Origin of the sequence: Nocardioides sp. NPDC051685 (genome assembly GCF_044453405.1) — a bacterium.
Taxonomy (GTDB): domain Bacteria; phylum Actinomycetota; class Actinomycetes; order Propionibacteriales; family Nocardioidaceae; genus Nocardioides.
Genome location: NZ_JBITCR010000001.1, coordinates 435,434 through 449,943 on the forward strand (window position 1 = coordinate 435,434; position 14,510 = coordinate 449,943).

The following is a 14,510-nucleotide window of genomic DNA, read 5'->3' on the forward strand; positions in this document are numbered from 1 at the left end:
CCAGGGACGTTTCTCGTTCAGTGGAAGGAGCAGGAGTTTCGAGCGACACCTATTCGTCGAGTCCCTGCTCGATGGCGTAGCGGGTGAGCTCGACGCGGTTGTGCATCTGCAGCTTGCGCAGGGTGTTCTGGACGTGGTTCTGGACCGTGCGGTGGGAGAGGACGAGGCGGTCGGCGATCTGGCGGTAGCTCAGGCCCTTGGCGACGAGCTTGAGGATCTCGGTCTCGCGGTCGGTGAGCGTCGGCTTGTCGCCGCACACCTCGGTGGCGGCGCTGTGCTGGAACTCGCCCAGGACCAGGCCGGCGAGGCCGGGGGTGAAGACCGGGTCGCCGGCGGCCACGCGGCGGACCGCCTCCAAGAGCTCGTCGCGGGAGGCGGACTTGACCAGATAGCCCGTGGCGCCCGCCTTGACCGCGGCGAGCACGTCGTTCTGCTCGCCCGAGGCGGAGAGGATCAGGACCTTGGTCGTCGGGCGCAGCGAGACGATCTCGGTGGTCACCTGGACGCCGTCGGGCTCGGGGATCTGCAGGTCGAGCACCACCACCTCCGGCCGGGTCGCGGCGAACCTGGTGATCGCCTCCCGGCCGGTGCTGGCGGTGGCGACGACCTCGTAGCCCGCACCTGCCAGGTCGCGCTCCACCGCGTCGCGCCACATCGGGTGGTCGTCGACGACCATCACTGTGCTCATCCATCCACTCCTGTTCGGGGGACCGTGAGCTCCCACTCGGTCCCGGTTGCTCCGGTGATCAGCTCTGCCTTGCCGCCGAGGTCCTCGATCCGGCCCCGGATCGAGCCGACGATGCCCAGCCTGCCGTCGTGCTCCGCCTCCACGATGCGGCCTTCGGGAATGCCCGGGCCCTCGTCACGCACCGAGACCTCGACACGGTCGGGAAAGGCCTGCAGGAGCACCCAGGCGCGGGCGTCCTCACCGACATGGCGACGTACGTTGTCCAGGGCTGCGCGGGTCGCGGCGACGATCTCCTCGGCCGGATGTGCCGGCATCTCGACGGCGGTCGCGGGTCCCGACACGGTCACGGAGCCGGTCTCGAGCTCGGCGAGCGTGGCGGCCAGGTCCGTCATCCCGGCGGCCGGGCCGCCGCCCGGCTGCTCGCCGCGGATCAGCGACCGCAGCTCTCGCTCCTGCTCCCCCGCCAGCCTGCCGAGCTCGGCGGCATCGCCACCCAGCTCACCGCCGCGGCGCTGGACGAGGGCCAAGACCTGCAGGACACCGTCGTGGACCACCCGGGCGAGCCGCGCCCGCTCCTCGGCCCGTGCAGCCGCGCGCTGCGCCTCGTCGCGCTCGAGGGCCATCCGCTGCACCGACTCGCACATGTAGCCGACCACCGGGCCCCCGATGACCAGCAGGAACGCGTTGCCGTAGATCGACTGGTCGATCTCCTGCCGTAGCCCGAGGTCGACGGCCGCCAGCGCCACCCCGGCCAGCAGACCCCCGATCCAGCGGTAGTGGATCGCGCACGCGAGCAGCGCCCCGCTCACCCAGAACCCCGGCACGCTCGCCTGGAACCCGGGCCCCTTCACCAGCGGGGTGACCAGCAGGAGCCCGAGCGCCATCACCAGGTCGGCACCGACGAGCAGCGCCGTGCGGCGGCTCGGCGCTGCGTACGCCCAGACGACGAAGGCGGTCCAGCCGACCATGACGAGCGCACAGACCAGCGCGGCCACGGGCGGGTCGAAGTTGGCGGCCCGGTAGATCGTCAGCCCGACCGCGTTGATGAGCACCACCACGCGCAGCACCGCGAGAGCACGGAAGAGCCGGCTCTCGACCTCGATCGCCGCAGGCGACGTCCACGCGCTCACGGTCGAAGTGTCGCACCAACTCTGCGGCGTACGCCCTCGGATCTGAGTATCTGTACGGATACCGGCGGTGCCGCGCGATATCCAGACTCGAGTCATGGAGAGACTGTGTACCCCCTACCGGATTCGAACCGGCGCTACCGCCGTGAAAGGGCGGGGTCCTGGGCCGCTAGACGAAGGGGGCCTGCCGGGACATCCTAGAGGGCTGCGTCCTAGGCCACCAAAGCGAGGCCGTACGTCCGTGTGCGGGTCCCGATTCGGAACGTCGCGGTCGCTTCCGGTAATGTTTCACCTCGCTTGGGCAGGTAGCTCAGTTGGTACGAGCGATCGCCTGAAAAGTGATAGGTCGGCGGTTCGACCCCGCCCCTGCCCACAAGCAGCAACCGGCTTCGACCTGCAACTATGGGTCGAAGCCGGTTGTCATTCTGGATCAAGTCTCAGCGCACACCCTGCGTTTCCCGCACACGCTGCGGCGGAACTACGCAAGGATGGTTGGCTGTGAAGTACGCCGATCCTGGTCGCTGCCCCGACTGCCGGGAGGCCTTCGAGCCCGGCACCAGCCCGTGCCCGCACTGTGGGCTGCCCCTGGAGAACGCCGTCGCCCAAGAGCTCTACGGGACGCTGCTGCGGGCCGACGTACTCATGACCCGGTTGCGCTCGATCCGCGAGGAGGCCAGCCGAGCCGCTCGACGGACCCCGCCGCCGGCCCCGGCGCCGCTGCCGGCCGCGCCGCCTGCGGCGCCGCCGCAGATCCAGCCCGAGCCCGTCGCCACACCGCTCGCGGCTCCGGCAGCTCCGGCCGCGACCGCCGTCGCGGGACCTGCGGCGTTCCCGGGGGCTCCGCTGGCCCGGCGGGCGCCGATCACGGTGCCGTTGATCCTGGTCGGTGTCGGTGTGCTCTTCCTGCTGGTCGCGGGCGTCATCTTCCTCGCCGTCGCCTGGGCCGCGATGGGTCTCGGCGGCCGCACCACGATGCTGCTGGTCTTCACCGCACTCTTCACGATCGGCGGCGCGCTGCTGATGCATCTCGAGCTGCGCGCCGGCACCGAAGGCGTGTGGACCCTGGCGCTGGGACTCCTCGCCCTGGACATAGCCGGGATGAAGTACGCCGGTTGGCTCGATGGGGCCGACTGGGACCGTGGCTTCCTGGTGATCGTCGGCATCGCCGTCTTCCTGGCAGGCACCGCGATGTCCCTGGTCGGCGCCCGCAGCGAGAAGCTCGACTCGGTGATCGGGCCACAGGTGGCGGCCGCGGCCGGTGTGCTCACCGCCCTGATCGGCCTCGAGCTCATCTCCGATCTCATCTGGTTCCCGCTGATCGCCGCCGTCATCGCGCTCGTCGTGGTGATCGTCGCCAGCAAGACCGACCTCCAGGCGCTGACCATCGGGTCGATGGTCGTGATGGCGGGCTTCTGGCTGCTGCTGATCGTCCGCGGCCTGGCCGACCCGGCCCTGACCGGCTCCGAGCTGCTGCGCGGCGGCACCCTGCCGCTGCTGCTCGGGGCCGCAGCCGTGCTGACGGTCGTGGCACTGCTGTTCCCGCTGCCCAAGGACGCGAAGGTGGCGATGGTCGGCGTCTCGTTCCTGATCACCGCCTACACCTTCACCCAGCCGGCCCTCGACGACGGCGCGATCACCCTGACCGTCGTGGCCGTGATCGTCACCTTGATCGCCGCCGGTGCCCTGATGACCCTCCCCCGGCCGTGGCGCTGGGCGGCCGCGGCGTTGACGCCGTACGCCGCCGGCCTGAGCATCACCGTGCTCATCCTGACGGTCTCGGCCGCCGTCCGGCTCGCGGCCGTGCCCTGGACCGAGTCCGCGTTCGACGCGGTCACCGGTCCCGAACCGTTGCTGCCGGGGTGGCTGACGCAGCCGGCGCAGCTCGCGATCCTCGCCCTCGGCACCGCCTGGTTCTACCGGGCCAACCCGCCCGCGTTCCGCACCTACCGACCCACGATCGGCTGGATCATCATCGCCGGCGGTCTCTCCGGGTTCGCGGTCACGGCCGCCTGCTACGGCGCCCCGCTGCTGGTCCCGGCGCTGCTGCTGCTCGGCGTCGCCGTCGCCCTCGCCTGGTGGGCGGAGCGGCGGCCACGGCTCGTCGCCGCCGGCATCTTCGGCGTGGTCGCGCTGGCCACCGCGCTGCCCAGCGACCTGCTGACCGTGGTCGTCGCGCTCGCGCTGGCGGGCGTGGCTGCGTACGCGGGGCAGGGTCTCGTCGGCGCCGACCGCGAGGTCACCGCCAGCTACTCCGCCGTGACGCTCACCCTCGGCCTGTGGTCGCTCGCGCCGCTGATCGACGTGGAGCGGCAGTGGGCCGCGTGCGTGATCGTCACGGTCCTCGGGCTGATCACGTTCTTCCGCTTCCGGGCGTCGGGCTGGTGGGCGACCGTGGCCTGCGCCGCGATCTCGATCGGGATCGGCGCGGTCGACGTCACCTGGGCTGCGGTCATGCTGACCCTCGCCACCATCCTCGCCGCGGCCATCGGCCTGCATCACCGCCAGCCTCCCGCGCTGGCCGTGGCGGGCACCGTCGGGATCGGCGCGGCCACGGCCGCGGTCCTCTCCGGAGACGTTCAGGCCCTGGTCGTGACCGTCATCCTCACCGCCCTCGCCGTCCTCGTCGACCGCATGCAGTCCGCCACGACCAGGGAGGTCGCGACCGCCTACTGGATCCTCGCCCTGACCGCCGCCGTCTGGCAGGCGGCCCGGCTGGCCGACGTCGATCGCCCCTACACCGCGGTGGTGGTCGTCGTCGCGATGGGCGTCATCGTGCTCGTACGCCGCAGCCCGGCCATCGAGGCCGCGGCCGCCACCGGTGCCGCCGTGTCGATCGGCCTGGGCGCCTTCGTCGACGGCTGGACATTCGACACCGACTGGCTGGCGATCCTGCTGCTGATCGCCGGGGTCATGTGCATCGCGACGATCCTGCGTCACGAGCCGCAGCAGTCCGGACCGCGGCTCACGATCGCCGGTCTGCTCGGGCTGGGCTCGCTCGGCGCCGCCTTCGGCAACGATCTGCTCGCGCTGGTGGTGGCCGGGGTGCTCACCGCCGCGGCGATCGCCGTGGACCGGCTCACCCCGGAACAGCAGGCCAAGGCCGTCACCGCTCCCTACTGGATCATCACGCTGACGGCCTTCTGCTGGATGTTCGCGAACCTCAACGACATCACGAAGCCGCACGCCGCGGCCGGGATCATCGTCATCCTGGCCGCCGTCACCGTCTTCCGGCTGCTGCCTTCGGCCGAGATCGCCGCCGCGGTCGCCGCGGTCGTCACGATCGTGGTCGGCACGGTCAGTTTCGGTCCGACGATCGTCCTGACCCCCGATGGCCCTGCCGTGACCGGGACGCGCGGCGTCGATCTCCCCTGGCTGAGCATCCTGCTGGTCCTGGCCGGCGCCGCCGTCTCGGCGCACGCGATCGCTCACCACGAGCGCCGCTGGCTCGGCTGGGTCGGCGCCTCGCTGGCCACCGTGGCGCTGTGGATCCGGCTGGCAGACACGTCGACCGCCACCTGGGAGGTCTACACCCTGCCGCCCGCGATCGCGCTGGTCGTCTTCGGCGTGGTCAAGCTCCGCCTCGACCGGGAGGTCGCCTCACTGCCGGTGCTCGGACCGGGTGTCTTCCTCGCGCTCATCCCGTCGGTCCCGGCAGCCCTCCAGGATCCCGTCTCGATGCGGACCGCCGTGCTCGGCATCGCCTGCCTGGCCTTCATCCTCGGCGGTGCCTGGCTGCGCTGGGCGGCACCGCTGGTCGGCGGCGCTCTGGTCGCCTCCGTCCTCGCCCTGGCGCAGATGCCCTCGGCGGAGTCGCTGCAGCAGTGGTGGGTCCTCGGTGCGGCCGGGCTCCTGCTGCTCTTCCTCGGCATCACCTGGGAGGCACGTCTCCACGACCTGCGGCGAGCGACGGCCTATGTCCGGGGGCTGCGTTAGGGCGGTGGCCACGCGCCCGGAAGACTGGAGCCGATGTTTCCCGAATTCGAGATCGTACGTCGCCAGCGCCCCGTCACGATCGCGGTCGAGTCCACCAGCCCCGCCCGGCCCGCGGCCAACGCCGCGATCGAGGCTGCCTGTGACGGCCCGGTCTCGCTGACCTTCACCTCGGGTGGGGATGTGCTCACCGGGAGCTACGACGGACGGCGGATCTCGTTGGAGGTGACGACCGGGTCGCGGCGTACGTCCCACGCGAGCCGGCGCCACGGCCGGGCCGGCCGCGGGGTCGCCCGGTTCGCGCTGACGCTGACCGGGACGATGCTGACCGCGCTGACCCAGGGGGACGGGGAGTGGGTGGCCAGAGCACGGGTCGACCTCTCCGAGCTCGGGATCGAGCCGCGTGAGCCGGCGTGGCTCGCCGGCCTGACCGCGAGCCACGAGGGCTCTGCCGAGGACGTGCGCACCGGCGCGTTCGGGCAGCTCGGCCTGCGCGACATCCGCGTCGTGACGTACGCCGAGGGCTCGCCGTTCCGCGACGACGACGGCACCCTGCTGCTCACCGCCACCAGTGCCGGGCCGGGCTTCTTCCCCACGGCGCACACGTCGGTGTGGGCGCTGGACCCGGTGACGTACGATTTCACCCATCGCGGCGCGCTCTACTTCCGCCGGGAGGGACTGGTCCAGGGCGACCACGCGACCCATCTCGTGCGCGACGGCGACGAATGGCTGGTCGCGACGAGCACGTGGGCCTCGTTCAAGGCACCGGACAAGACCGACCCGAGCAAGCCGTGGAACCCGGTCGGCGTCACCATCGCCCGCTCGCGCGAGGACCTGACCAGGGGCGAGCACGTTCTCGACGCGAGCCCGCTCACGCTGCCCACGGACGGGTCAGTCGGAGTCTGGGACCCCCACCTCGTCCGCCACGACGGCGAGTGGCTGGTCGGCTACGTGAGGGCGGAGAGGTACTTCGAGTTCCACCCCGTGCTCGCCGGCGGACCGAGTCTGGACGCACTCACCCTGCGGGCAGCACGAACCGACCGGAGAGCCACCGAGGGCACCACGCTCGTCCCGCTGGGCGGCACGTTCGTGGTCGGCGCCAGCGACGGACGCGACAATCCGCGTCGCGTCCGTGCTCGCTACCCGATCTTCGACCTGGACCTCAACGAGGTCGCAGAGCTCCGCTCGACCTACGTCTCGAACCTTCCGTGGCCCACGCTGATCCCGGTCGGGGACGAGTGGTTGCACGTCGCCTTCGACGGCACGCCTTACGGCGGCCGGCTACCCGGCTACGGCACCCACGGGGAGGTTGCGATCAGCCGATCGGTCTGAGGGATGTCGACCAAGACGTTGCCGCCGTGGCCGACCAACCCTAGTCGCGCGAGGATCCCGCGTCGTAGTCCGACCAGTCGTCGTAGTCGTCCGGCTGCTGATCGGACTTCTGACTGGTGTCTTCATCACCGTGAAGTTCGCGCGCAAGGGCCCCGAAGTCCGTCTCATAGGTCCGGTACTTCAGGTCGCGTGCGACCTTCGTCTGCTTGGCTTTCGCTCGGCCGCGCCCCATAGGGTCCAGCCCCCTCGTCGCACTTGGCCGGGATAGTCCCGGGCTGTTCACAGGTTTCTCGTAGGGATAACGCTACCGGTTCATCCCAAGAATCCGCACGCCGGGGTGTCGAAAATCCGTTCGCTGGCAGCGAATGTTACTGACGTCACACGATTCCGGGCCTGATGAGTCGTCATTCGCCGTTCACCTCGCCGACAGATTGCGGGGCCGGGCGGTTGACTCGCCGCACATAGCCTCCCTTCCGATTCTTGGGAGACCTGACACAACCCCCGCGTCTTGAACGGAACTGCAGTGACCGAACTGAGCGACATCCAGACCGACACCGCCTGCCCCTCGTGCAGCGACGAAGGTGCCCCCGCCGTGACGAACGGCCGCCGCACCATGCTGTCGCTGCTGCCCATGAGCGGCCACACGCGCGGCAAGCGCAGCGCCGTGACCTGCGCCCTCAAGTGCGACAGCGCGTGCGCCAAGCCCGCACCCAACACCTCCGACAACGGCTACTTCCGTGACATCGCCGGCAAGGCGCTCAGCCGCCGCCACGCACTGGGTCTCGCCGGTGCGGGCGCCGTCGCCCTCGCCGTCGGCAGCAGCGGCCTCGCGGCCGCCGCCAGCCCCGTCCAGGCGGGTCTCGCCGCCGGCCGCGGTTCGGGGGGACGTACGAACCTTCCGTTCAAGGCGATCACCCCCGTCGCGGCCACCGAGGACACCTTCGTGGTGCCGCAGGGCTACACCTGGGACCCGATCATCCGCTGGGGCGACCCGATCCTGCCCGGCGGCGTTCCCTTCGACGTCAACAGCCAGACGGCCGAGAAGCAGGCGCTCGCCTGGGGCTACAACAACGACTACACCGACGTCATCGTGACCAACAAGGCCGGCACCAAGGCCCTGCTGTGCTGCAACAACGAGTACGTCAACCCCAACATCATGTTCCCGCCGGACCTCGACGCCACCGAGCAGCTCGAGATCGCGATGGCCGCCCACGGCTTCGGGATCGTCGAGCTCGAGCGCTCCGCGCCGGGTGAGAAGTGGACGTACGTCCCCTCGGCTCCGAAGAACCGCCGCATCACCGCCTCCACCCCGTTCAAGATCACGGGCCCGGCCGCCGGCAGCGACCTGCTCAAGACCGCCGCCGACCCGACCGGCACCGTGGCGCTGGGCACGATCGGCAACTGCTCCGGCGGCACCACGCCGTGGGGCACGATCCTGTCGGGCGAGGAGAACTTCAACGGCTACTTCCACGCCACCGGCACCTCGGCGGAGGAGAAGCGCTACGGCCTGGCCGACAAGCCGTCGACGTACGGCTGGGAGGCCATCGAGCCGCGCTTCGACGCGCGGAGCGCCGACTACGCCAACGAGCCGAACCGCTTCGGCTACATCGTCGAGATCGACCCGACCGACCCGACCTCGACGCCGAAGAAGCACACCTCGATGGGCCGCCTCAAGCACGAGGGCGCGAACGTCATCGTCGCCAGGAACGGCCACGTGGTGGCGTACATGGGCGACGACGAGCGCTTCGACTACCTCTACAAGTTCGTCTCCAAGGGCCGCTACAACCCCAACGACCGGCGCCGGAACCTCACCCTGCTCGACGAGGGCGACCTCTACGTCGCGCGCTTCCACGGCGACTCGCCGGCGAGCGAGATCGACGGCACCGGCACGCTGCCGAGCGACGGCAAGTTCGACGGCTACGGCCAGTGGATCCCGCTGGTGAAGAACGGCCGCAGCCAGATCGCCGGGATGAGCGTCGAGCAGGTGCTCGTCTACACGCGCCTGGCCGCCGACCAGGCCGGCGCCACCAAGATGGACCGCTGCGAGGACGTCCAGCCCTCGCCGAAGACCGGCAAGGTGTACGTCGCCTGCACCAACAACTCCCAGCGCGGCACCACGGGCAAGGCCCCGGCCGACGAGCCCAACCCGCGCAACACCAACCGGGACGGTCACATCGTCGAGATAACCGAGGACGACGGCGACCACACCTCGCGCGTCTTCCGGTGGAACCTCGTGATCGTCGCCGGCGACCCGTCGGTGAACGGCTCGACCTACTTCGCGGGCTACCCGCAGGACAAGGTCTCGCCGATCTCCTGCCCGGACAACGTCGCCTTCGACTCCGAGGGCAACCTGTGGATCTCCACCGACGGCGCCCCGAGCTCGATCCAGAAGCTCGACGGGCTCTTCAAGGTCCCGCTCGCGGGACCCGAGCGCGGCCACGTCCAGCAGTTCCTCGCCGTCCCCCGCGACGCCGAGACCTGCGGGCCGGTCATCCACGACCGCGACGGCTCGGTCTTCGTCGCCGTCCAGCACCCGGGTGAGGAGGGGACCTGGGAGGCTCCGAACTCCCGCTTCCCCGACTACGTCGAGGGCACCGCCGGCGAGGGCGAGTTCGCCGGCCCGCGGCCGGCGGTCGTGCAGGTGCGCAAGGCCTGAGAAACGCCGAAGGGCGCCGGAGCTTCCCGCTCCGGCGCCCTACGTGCTTCGAGAGGTCCTGCGACGCCTCAGGCGTTCCAGCCCGCGTACGCCCCGGTGAGCTCGACCTTGCCACCCTGGGTGTCGGTGACCTCACCGGCGGCCCAGGCGCGGATGTCGTGGCCGGCGAGGATGCGTACGGCCTCGTCGACGTCCTCGGGGTCGATCAGCGCGACCATGCCGACGCCGCAGTTGAGGGTCATCTCCAGGTCCTGCAGGGCCACGGAGCCGGTGCGCCGGACGAGGTCGAAGACCGGGGCGGGGGTCCAGGTGGTGCGGTCGATGCGCGCGGAGAGCTCCGCGGGCATGACCCGCTCCAGGTTGGCGGCGAGGCCGCCACCGGTGACGTGGGACATGGCGTGGGTCTTGGTCCCACGGGCCAGCTCCAGGCAGGCCTTGGCGTAGACGCGGGTCGGGGTGAGGAGCTCCTCGCCGAGCGTACGGCCGAACTCGGCGATCTGCGCGTCCAGCGTGTAGGCGCCGGAGTTGAGCAGCACGTGGCGGACCAGGGAGAAGCCGTTGGAGTGCAGGCCGGAGGCCTCCATGGCGAGGACGACGTCGCCCGCCTTCACCAGATTGGCACCGAGCAGGTTGTCAGCCTCGACGACGCCCGTGGCCGCGCCGGCCACGTCGTACTCGTCGGCCGCCAGCAGACCCGGGTGCTCGGCGGTCTCGCCGCCGACCAGCGCGCAGCCGGCCTCGACACAGGCCTCCGCGATGCCCTTGACGATCGCCGCGACCCGCTCCGGGACGACCTTCCCGGTGGCGATGTAGTCGGTCATGAACAGCGGCTCGGCGCCGCAGACGACCAGGTCGTCGACGACCATGCCGACCAGGTCGAACCCGATCGTGTCGTGCTTGTCCAGCGCCTGCGCGATCGCGACCTTGGTGCCGACACCGTCGGTCGAGGTGGCCAGCAGCGGCCGCTCGTACGCCTTCAGCGCCGAGGCGTCGAAGAGACCGGCGAAACCGCCCACCCCACCGAGCACCTCGGGGCGCCGGGACTTCTCGATCCAGACCTTCATCAGATCCACGGCGCGGTCACCGGCATGGATGTCGACACCTGCGGCGGCGTACGCGTTCTGGCTCTGGGTCACTGGTGGATCTCCGATCACGGGTTGTTCAGGACCGGAAGGGCCTTGCCCTCGGTCGGGGACTGCAGCGAGACCTCGAGGAGGTGCTTGCCGAGCATGCTCTCGTCGGGCAGCTCTACGGGGTATTCGCCGGTGAAGCAGGCCGTGCAGAGCGCGCTGCGCTCCTGGCGGGTCGCCGAGATCATCCCGTCGAGGGAGATGTACCCGAGCGAGTCCGCACCGACCGAGGCGGCGATCTCGTCGACGGAGAGACCGTTGGCGATCAGCTCGGCGCGGGTGGCGAAGTCGATGCCGTAGAAGCACGGCCACTTGACCGGCGGCGACGAGATCCGCACGTGGACCTCCAGGGCGCCGGCCTCACGCAGCATCCGCACCTGGGCGCGCTGGGTGTTGCCGCGCACGATCGAGTCGTCGACCACCACGACCTTCTTGCCGCGCACCATGTGCTCGAGCACGTTCAGCTTGAGCCGGATGCCGAGCTGGCGCAGGGTCTGCGACGGCTGGATGAAGGTGCGTCCCACATAGCCGTTCTTCACGAACGCCTGACCGAAGGGCAGTCCGCTCTCCAGGGCGTAGCCGGTGGCCGCGGGGATCCCCGACTCGGGCACCGGGATGACCAGGTCGGCGTCGACCGGGAACTCGCGGGCCAGCTCACGGCCCATCTCGACGCGGGACTCGTGGACGTTGCGGCCGGCGATGTTGGCGTCCGGGCGGGCCAGGTAGACGTACTCGAAGACGCAGCCCTTGCGATCGGTCTCAGCGAACCGCACCGAGCGCAGACCGGACTCGTCGATGATGATCATCTCGCCGGGCTCGACCTCGCGGACCACGCTCGCGCCGACGGTGGCCAGGGCGGCGTCCTCGGACGCGATCACCCAGCCGCGGTCGAGGCGGCCGAGCACCAGCGGGCGGATCCCCTGCGGGTCACGCGCGGCGAAGAGGGTGTCCTCGTTCATCCACACCAGCGAGAAGGCGCCGCGGATGGTCGGCAGCACCTCCAGCGCACGCGCCTCCAGCGAGGAGTCGGGGTGGTAGGCGAGCAGCTCGGTCAGCAGCGAGGTGTCGTTGGTCGACACCGGTGCGTGGCGGCCTTCGGCGTGCTCGGGCAGCACCTCGACGGCGGCGCGCATGTCGGCGACGTTGATCAGGTTGCCGTTGTGGCCGAGGGCGACCGAGCCGTCCGGCGTCGGCTTGAAGATCGGCTGCGCGTTCTCCCAGACCGAGGCCCCGGTGGTGGAGTAGCGGGCGTGGCCGATGGCGACGTGGCCCTTGAGCGAGTCGAGGGTCGGCTCGTCGAAGACCTGGCTGACCAGACCCATGTCCTTGTAGACCAGGATCTGGCGTCCGTTGCTGACCGCGATACCCGCCGACTCCTGGCCACGGTGCTGCAGGGCGTACAGGCCGAAGTACGTCAGCTTCGCGACGTCCTCGCCCGGCGCCCACACACCGAAGACTCCGCAGTGGTCCTGAGGACCCTGATCGTGGGGGTCGAGGGCGGCGGTGAGCCGGCCGTCGCCACCCTTGCGTCGGGACACGTGCCTACCTGAGCTGGTGAGGTTGACCACGGCATCGAGTGTAAGGCCGCCCTCGGGCGATCACCGAACCCTTGACCGTCCTGTAAGAGTGGTCACATGAACGTCTCGGGATCATGATTGCAAAGAACTATCTACGTCCGCCCTACCGCCCGGGACGCTCTTCCCGGATAATCGCCCCGATGACTTCTTCAGCGCCCCCGCCCGCCGGTGGTCACCGACTGACGGTGCCGCCAGGATTTGCCCCACCGCCGTTGGGTGGCGGGAAGCGCGCCAGAAGCGACCTCACCACGACGATGACGACGATCACCACCGATCTGGCGGAGATCGGCGGCCTGCTCACCCCCGGCGAGGACCTCTCCGATCTCCAGCTGATCGCCGACAGCCTGACCGCGCTGGCGGGTTTCGAGATGGCCACGATCAGCGTGGCCCGGGCCGACGGCAACCTCCACATGGCGGTGGTCTCGGGCCAGGACTCCGCACGCGCCGACCTGCTCGGCATCGTCACCCCGATCGAGCGGCTCGAGGCCGAGCTCGCCCGGGCCGACGACTGGGGCATCTTCAAGTTCGTCCCGGCGGAGCGACTGGACCCGACCGACGACGTGTATGGCTGGATCCCGACGATGACGACGATCGATGCCGCCGGCGCCTGGAACCCGCTCGACCTGCTGGTCGCGCCGCTGCGCGATGACGCCGGCAGGCTCCGCGGGACCCTGATCGTCGACGTCCCGACCGACGGGCTACGTCCCAACCCTGAGAAGCGCGCCGTGCTCGGCCGCCACGCGATGCAGGCACAGCGCGCGATCCTGCTCGCCCTGGAGCGTGAGGAGCTCTCCGAGCAGGTGCGCCTCGCCGAGGCCGCCCGCGACGTGATCCGCCGCGCCGGCCGCGAGCTGGACCCCGACGGGATCCTCAACTCCCTGAGCACCGGGCTGGTCGACGTGCTCGACCTGACCGACTTCTGGCTGCACATGTCCAAGCCGGGCGGCCGGGGCATCCGCACCAAGGTCTACCGGGAGGACTTCAAGCTCCCGATCGAGGACCTGACCAGCCCGTTCATGGTCGACTACGGGCAATACCTCTGGGACCAGCGCAGCATCACCGTCCAGACCCCTGAGGGCGCCGAGCGGCTGCCCCACCCCGACCCGGTGGCGCAGCAGCGGATCACCGAATGGGTCCGCCGCTACAAGGTCGGCTCGATCGTCGGGGTCCCGATCGGGTCCGGCCAGACGTGGTACGGCGCGATGCTCCTCTGCCGCGGCCCCGACAAGCCGCACTGGAGCGAGCTCGAGCTGATCACCGCCGCCGACCTCGGCCGCGACTTCGGCCGTGTGGTGCACAACTCCAGGGCGTACCTGCGGCAGAAGGCGGCGGTCGACTCCCTGCGCGAGCTCGAGGCCCACAAGAGCCGACTGATCGCGACGGTCGCCCACGAGCTCAAGAACCCGCTCTCCGCGTTCCGGTGGAACATCGAGTCGCTGCCCTACGCGGAGTCCGAGGAGGAGTACGCCGAGGTGCTGACCGCGCTCACGCGCAACCGCGATCGCACCGAGAAGATCGTGGCCGACCTGGCGATGCTGTCGAAGGTCTCCGACCCCGACCACCTGCCGACCACGGTGCCGATCCAGGTCGCGCGCGTGCTCGAGGACGTCTACACGCATCTCAGCGCCGAGATGCCCCCCAGCGATGCCCACGAGCTCGTCTTCGAGATGCCGGCCGACGACGTCTACGTGACCCTGGCTCCCGGCGACCTGGACCGAGTGGTGATCAACCTGGTCACCAACGCGATCAAATACAGCCCCGAGGGCGGTCAGGTCATCGTGAGCACGCGCACCAGTCCGGGCTGGTTCGAGCTCCGGGTGACCGACCACGGCCTCGGGATCTCGCCGGAGGATCAGGACCGGCTCTTCACCGAATTCTTCCGTTCGACCAACCCGAAAGCGCTCAAACAGCCAGGCACCGGCCTCGGTCTGACCATCGTGTCTCGAATCGTCAGTCGCCGCGGCGGACTGATATCCGTCGACTCGACCCCTGGCGTGGGAAGCACATTCCGTGTGACGCTGCCCATTGTTTAACCTTACGCCCCGGGAACGGGTTGCATTTTCAGCTCGG

General features: G+C 70.3%; 9 protein-coding genes and 2 tRNA genes. 5 read left to right on the forward strand and 6 right to left on the reverse strand.

Annotated elements, in window-relative coordinates:
* Positions 1–49: 49 nt before the first annotated feature.
* The 3 genes from ACIA03_RS02190 to ACIA03_RS02200 all read right to left on the reverse strand — a co-directional run bounded on the left by ACIA03_RS02190 (position 50) and on the right by ACIA03_RS02200 (position 1,999).
* Positions 50–688 carry a response regulator gene (locus ACIA03_RS02190; RefSeq protein WP_396978794.1) on the reverse strand — a complete coding sequence of 213 codons (639 nt, stop codon included), beginning with the start codon at positions 686–688 and terminating at the stop codon, positions 50–52.
* Positions 685–1,818 (reverse strand): MacS family sensor histidine kinase, encoded by a 1,134-nt coding sequence (macS, locus tag ACIA03_RS02195; RefSeq protein ID WP_396978796.1) that lies wholly within the window; start codon positions 1,816–1,818, stop codon positions 685–687. Before macS ends, ACIA03_RS02190 begins: the two co-directional genes overlap by 4 nt.
* A gap of 108 nt (positions 1,819–1,926) precedes the next feature.
* A tRNA-Glu gene (locus tag ACIA03_RS02200) sits at positions 1,927–1,999 on the reverse strand.
* A gap of 115 nt (positions 2,000–2,114) precedes the next feature.
* Between ACIA03_RS02200 and ACIA03_RS02205 the strand changes: the two genes are divergently transcribed.
* The 3 genes from ACIA03_RS02205 to ACIA03_RS02215 all read left to right on the forward strand — a co-directional run bounded on the left by ACIA03_RS02205 (position 2,115) and on the right by ACIA03_RS02215 (position 7,077).
* Positions 2,115–2,188 (forward strand) — tRNA-Phe (locus ACIA03_RS02205).
* A gap of 125 nt (positions 2,189–2,313) precedes the next feature.
* On the forward strand, positions 2,314–5,748 hold the full coding sequence (locus ACIA03_RS02210) for an SCO7613 C-terminal domain-containing membrane protein (protein WP_396978798.1): 3,435 nt from the start codon (positions 2,314–2,316) through the stop codon (positions 5,746–5,748).
* 33 nt (positions 5,749–5,781) lie between these two features.
* Complete coding sequence (locus ACIA03_RS02215) at positions 5,782–7,077, forward strand: hypothetical protein (RefSeq protein WP_396978800.1); 1,296 nt, start codon at positions 5,782–5,784, stop codon at positions 7,075–7,077.
* 40 nt (positions 7,078–7,117) lie between these two features.
* On the opposite strand, the gene ACIA03_RS02220 is transcribed toward ACIA03_RS02215, so the two are convergent.
* Entirely contained in the window at positions 7,118–7,309 is a 192-nt protein-coding gene (locus ACIA03_RS02220; protein ID WP_141794898.1) for a DUF3073 family protein, read from the reverse strand.
* Positions 7,310–7,600: 291 nt separating this feature from the next.
* On the opposite strand from ACIA03_RS02220, the gene ACIA03_RS02225 reads away from it, so the two are divergent.
* Complete coding sequence (locus tag ACIA03_RS02225) at positions 7,601–9,733, forward strand: PhoX family protein (protein ID WP_396978802.1); 2,133 nt, start codon at positions 7,601–7,603, stop codon at positions 9,731–9,733.
* 68 nt (positions 9,734–9,801) lie between these two features.
* Here the strand turns inward: ACIA03_RS02225 and purM are convergent, their stop codons facing one another.
* Both purM and purF read right to left on the reverse strand, forming a co-directional pair.
* Positions 9,802–10,869, reverse strand: a complete 1,068-nt coding sequence (gene purM, locus ACIA03_RS02230) for a phosphoribosylformylglycinamidine cyclo-ligase (RefSeq protein WP_396978804.1) — start codon at positions 10,867–10,869, stop codon at positions 9,802–9,804.
* 14 nt (positions 10,870–10,883) lie between these two features.
* Positions 10,884–12,401: an amidophosphoribosyltransferase gene (gene purF, locus ACIA03_RS02235; RefSeq protein WP_396978806.1), complete on the reverse strand. Its 1,518-nt coding sequence runs from the start codon at positions 12,399–12,401 to the stop codon at positions 10,884–10,886.
* Between the two features lie 179 nt (positions 12,402–12,580).
* On the opposite strand from purF, the gene ACIA03_RS02240 reads away from it, so the two are divergent.
* Positions 12,581–14,473 (forward strand): ATP-binding protein, encoded by a 1,893-nt coding sequence (locus tag ACIA03_RS02240; RefSeq protein ID WP_396978808.1) that lies wholly within the window; start codon positions 12,581–12,583, stop codon positions 14,471–14,473.
* Positions 14,474–14,510: the final 37 nt, after the last annotated feature.

Bases quoted from the DNA above. Each gene is read 5' to 3' on its own strand.
- ACIA03_RS02215 (WP_396978800.1), top strand. From the start codon at position 5,782: ATGTTTCCCGAATTCGAGATCGTACGTCGCCAGCGCCCCGTCACGATC.
- ACIA03_RS02240 (WP_396978808.1), top strand. From the start codon at position 12,581: ATGACTTCTTCAGCGCCCCCGCCCGCCGGTGGTCACCGACTGACGGTG.
- ACIA03_RS02220 (WP_141794898.1), bottom strand. From the start codon at position 7,309: ATGGGGCGCGGCCGAGCGAAAGCCAAGCAGACGAAGGTCGCACGCGAC.
- ACIA03_RS02190 (WP_396978794.1), bottom strand. From the start codon at position 688: ATGAGCACAGTGATGGTCGTCGACGACCACCCGATGTGGCGCGACGCG.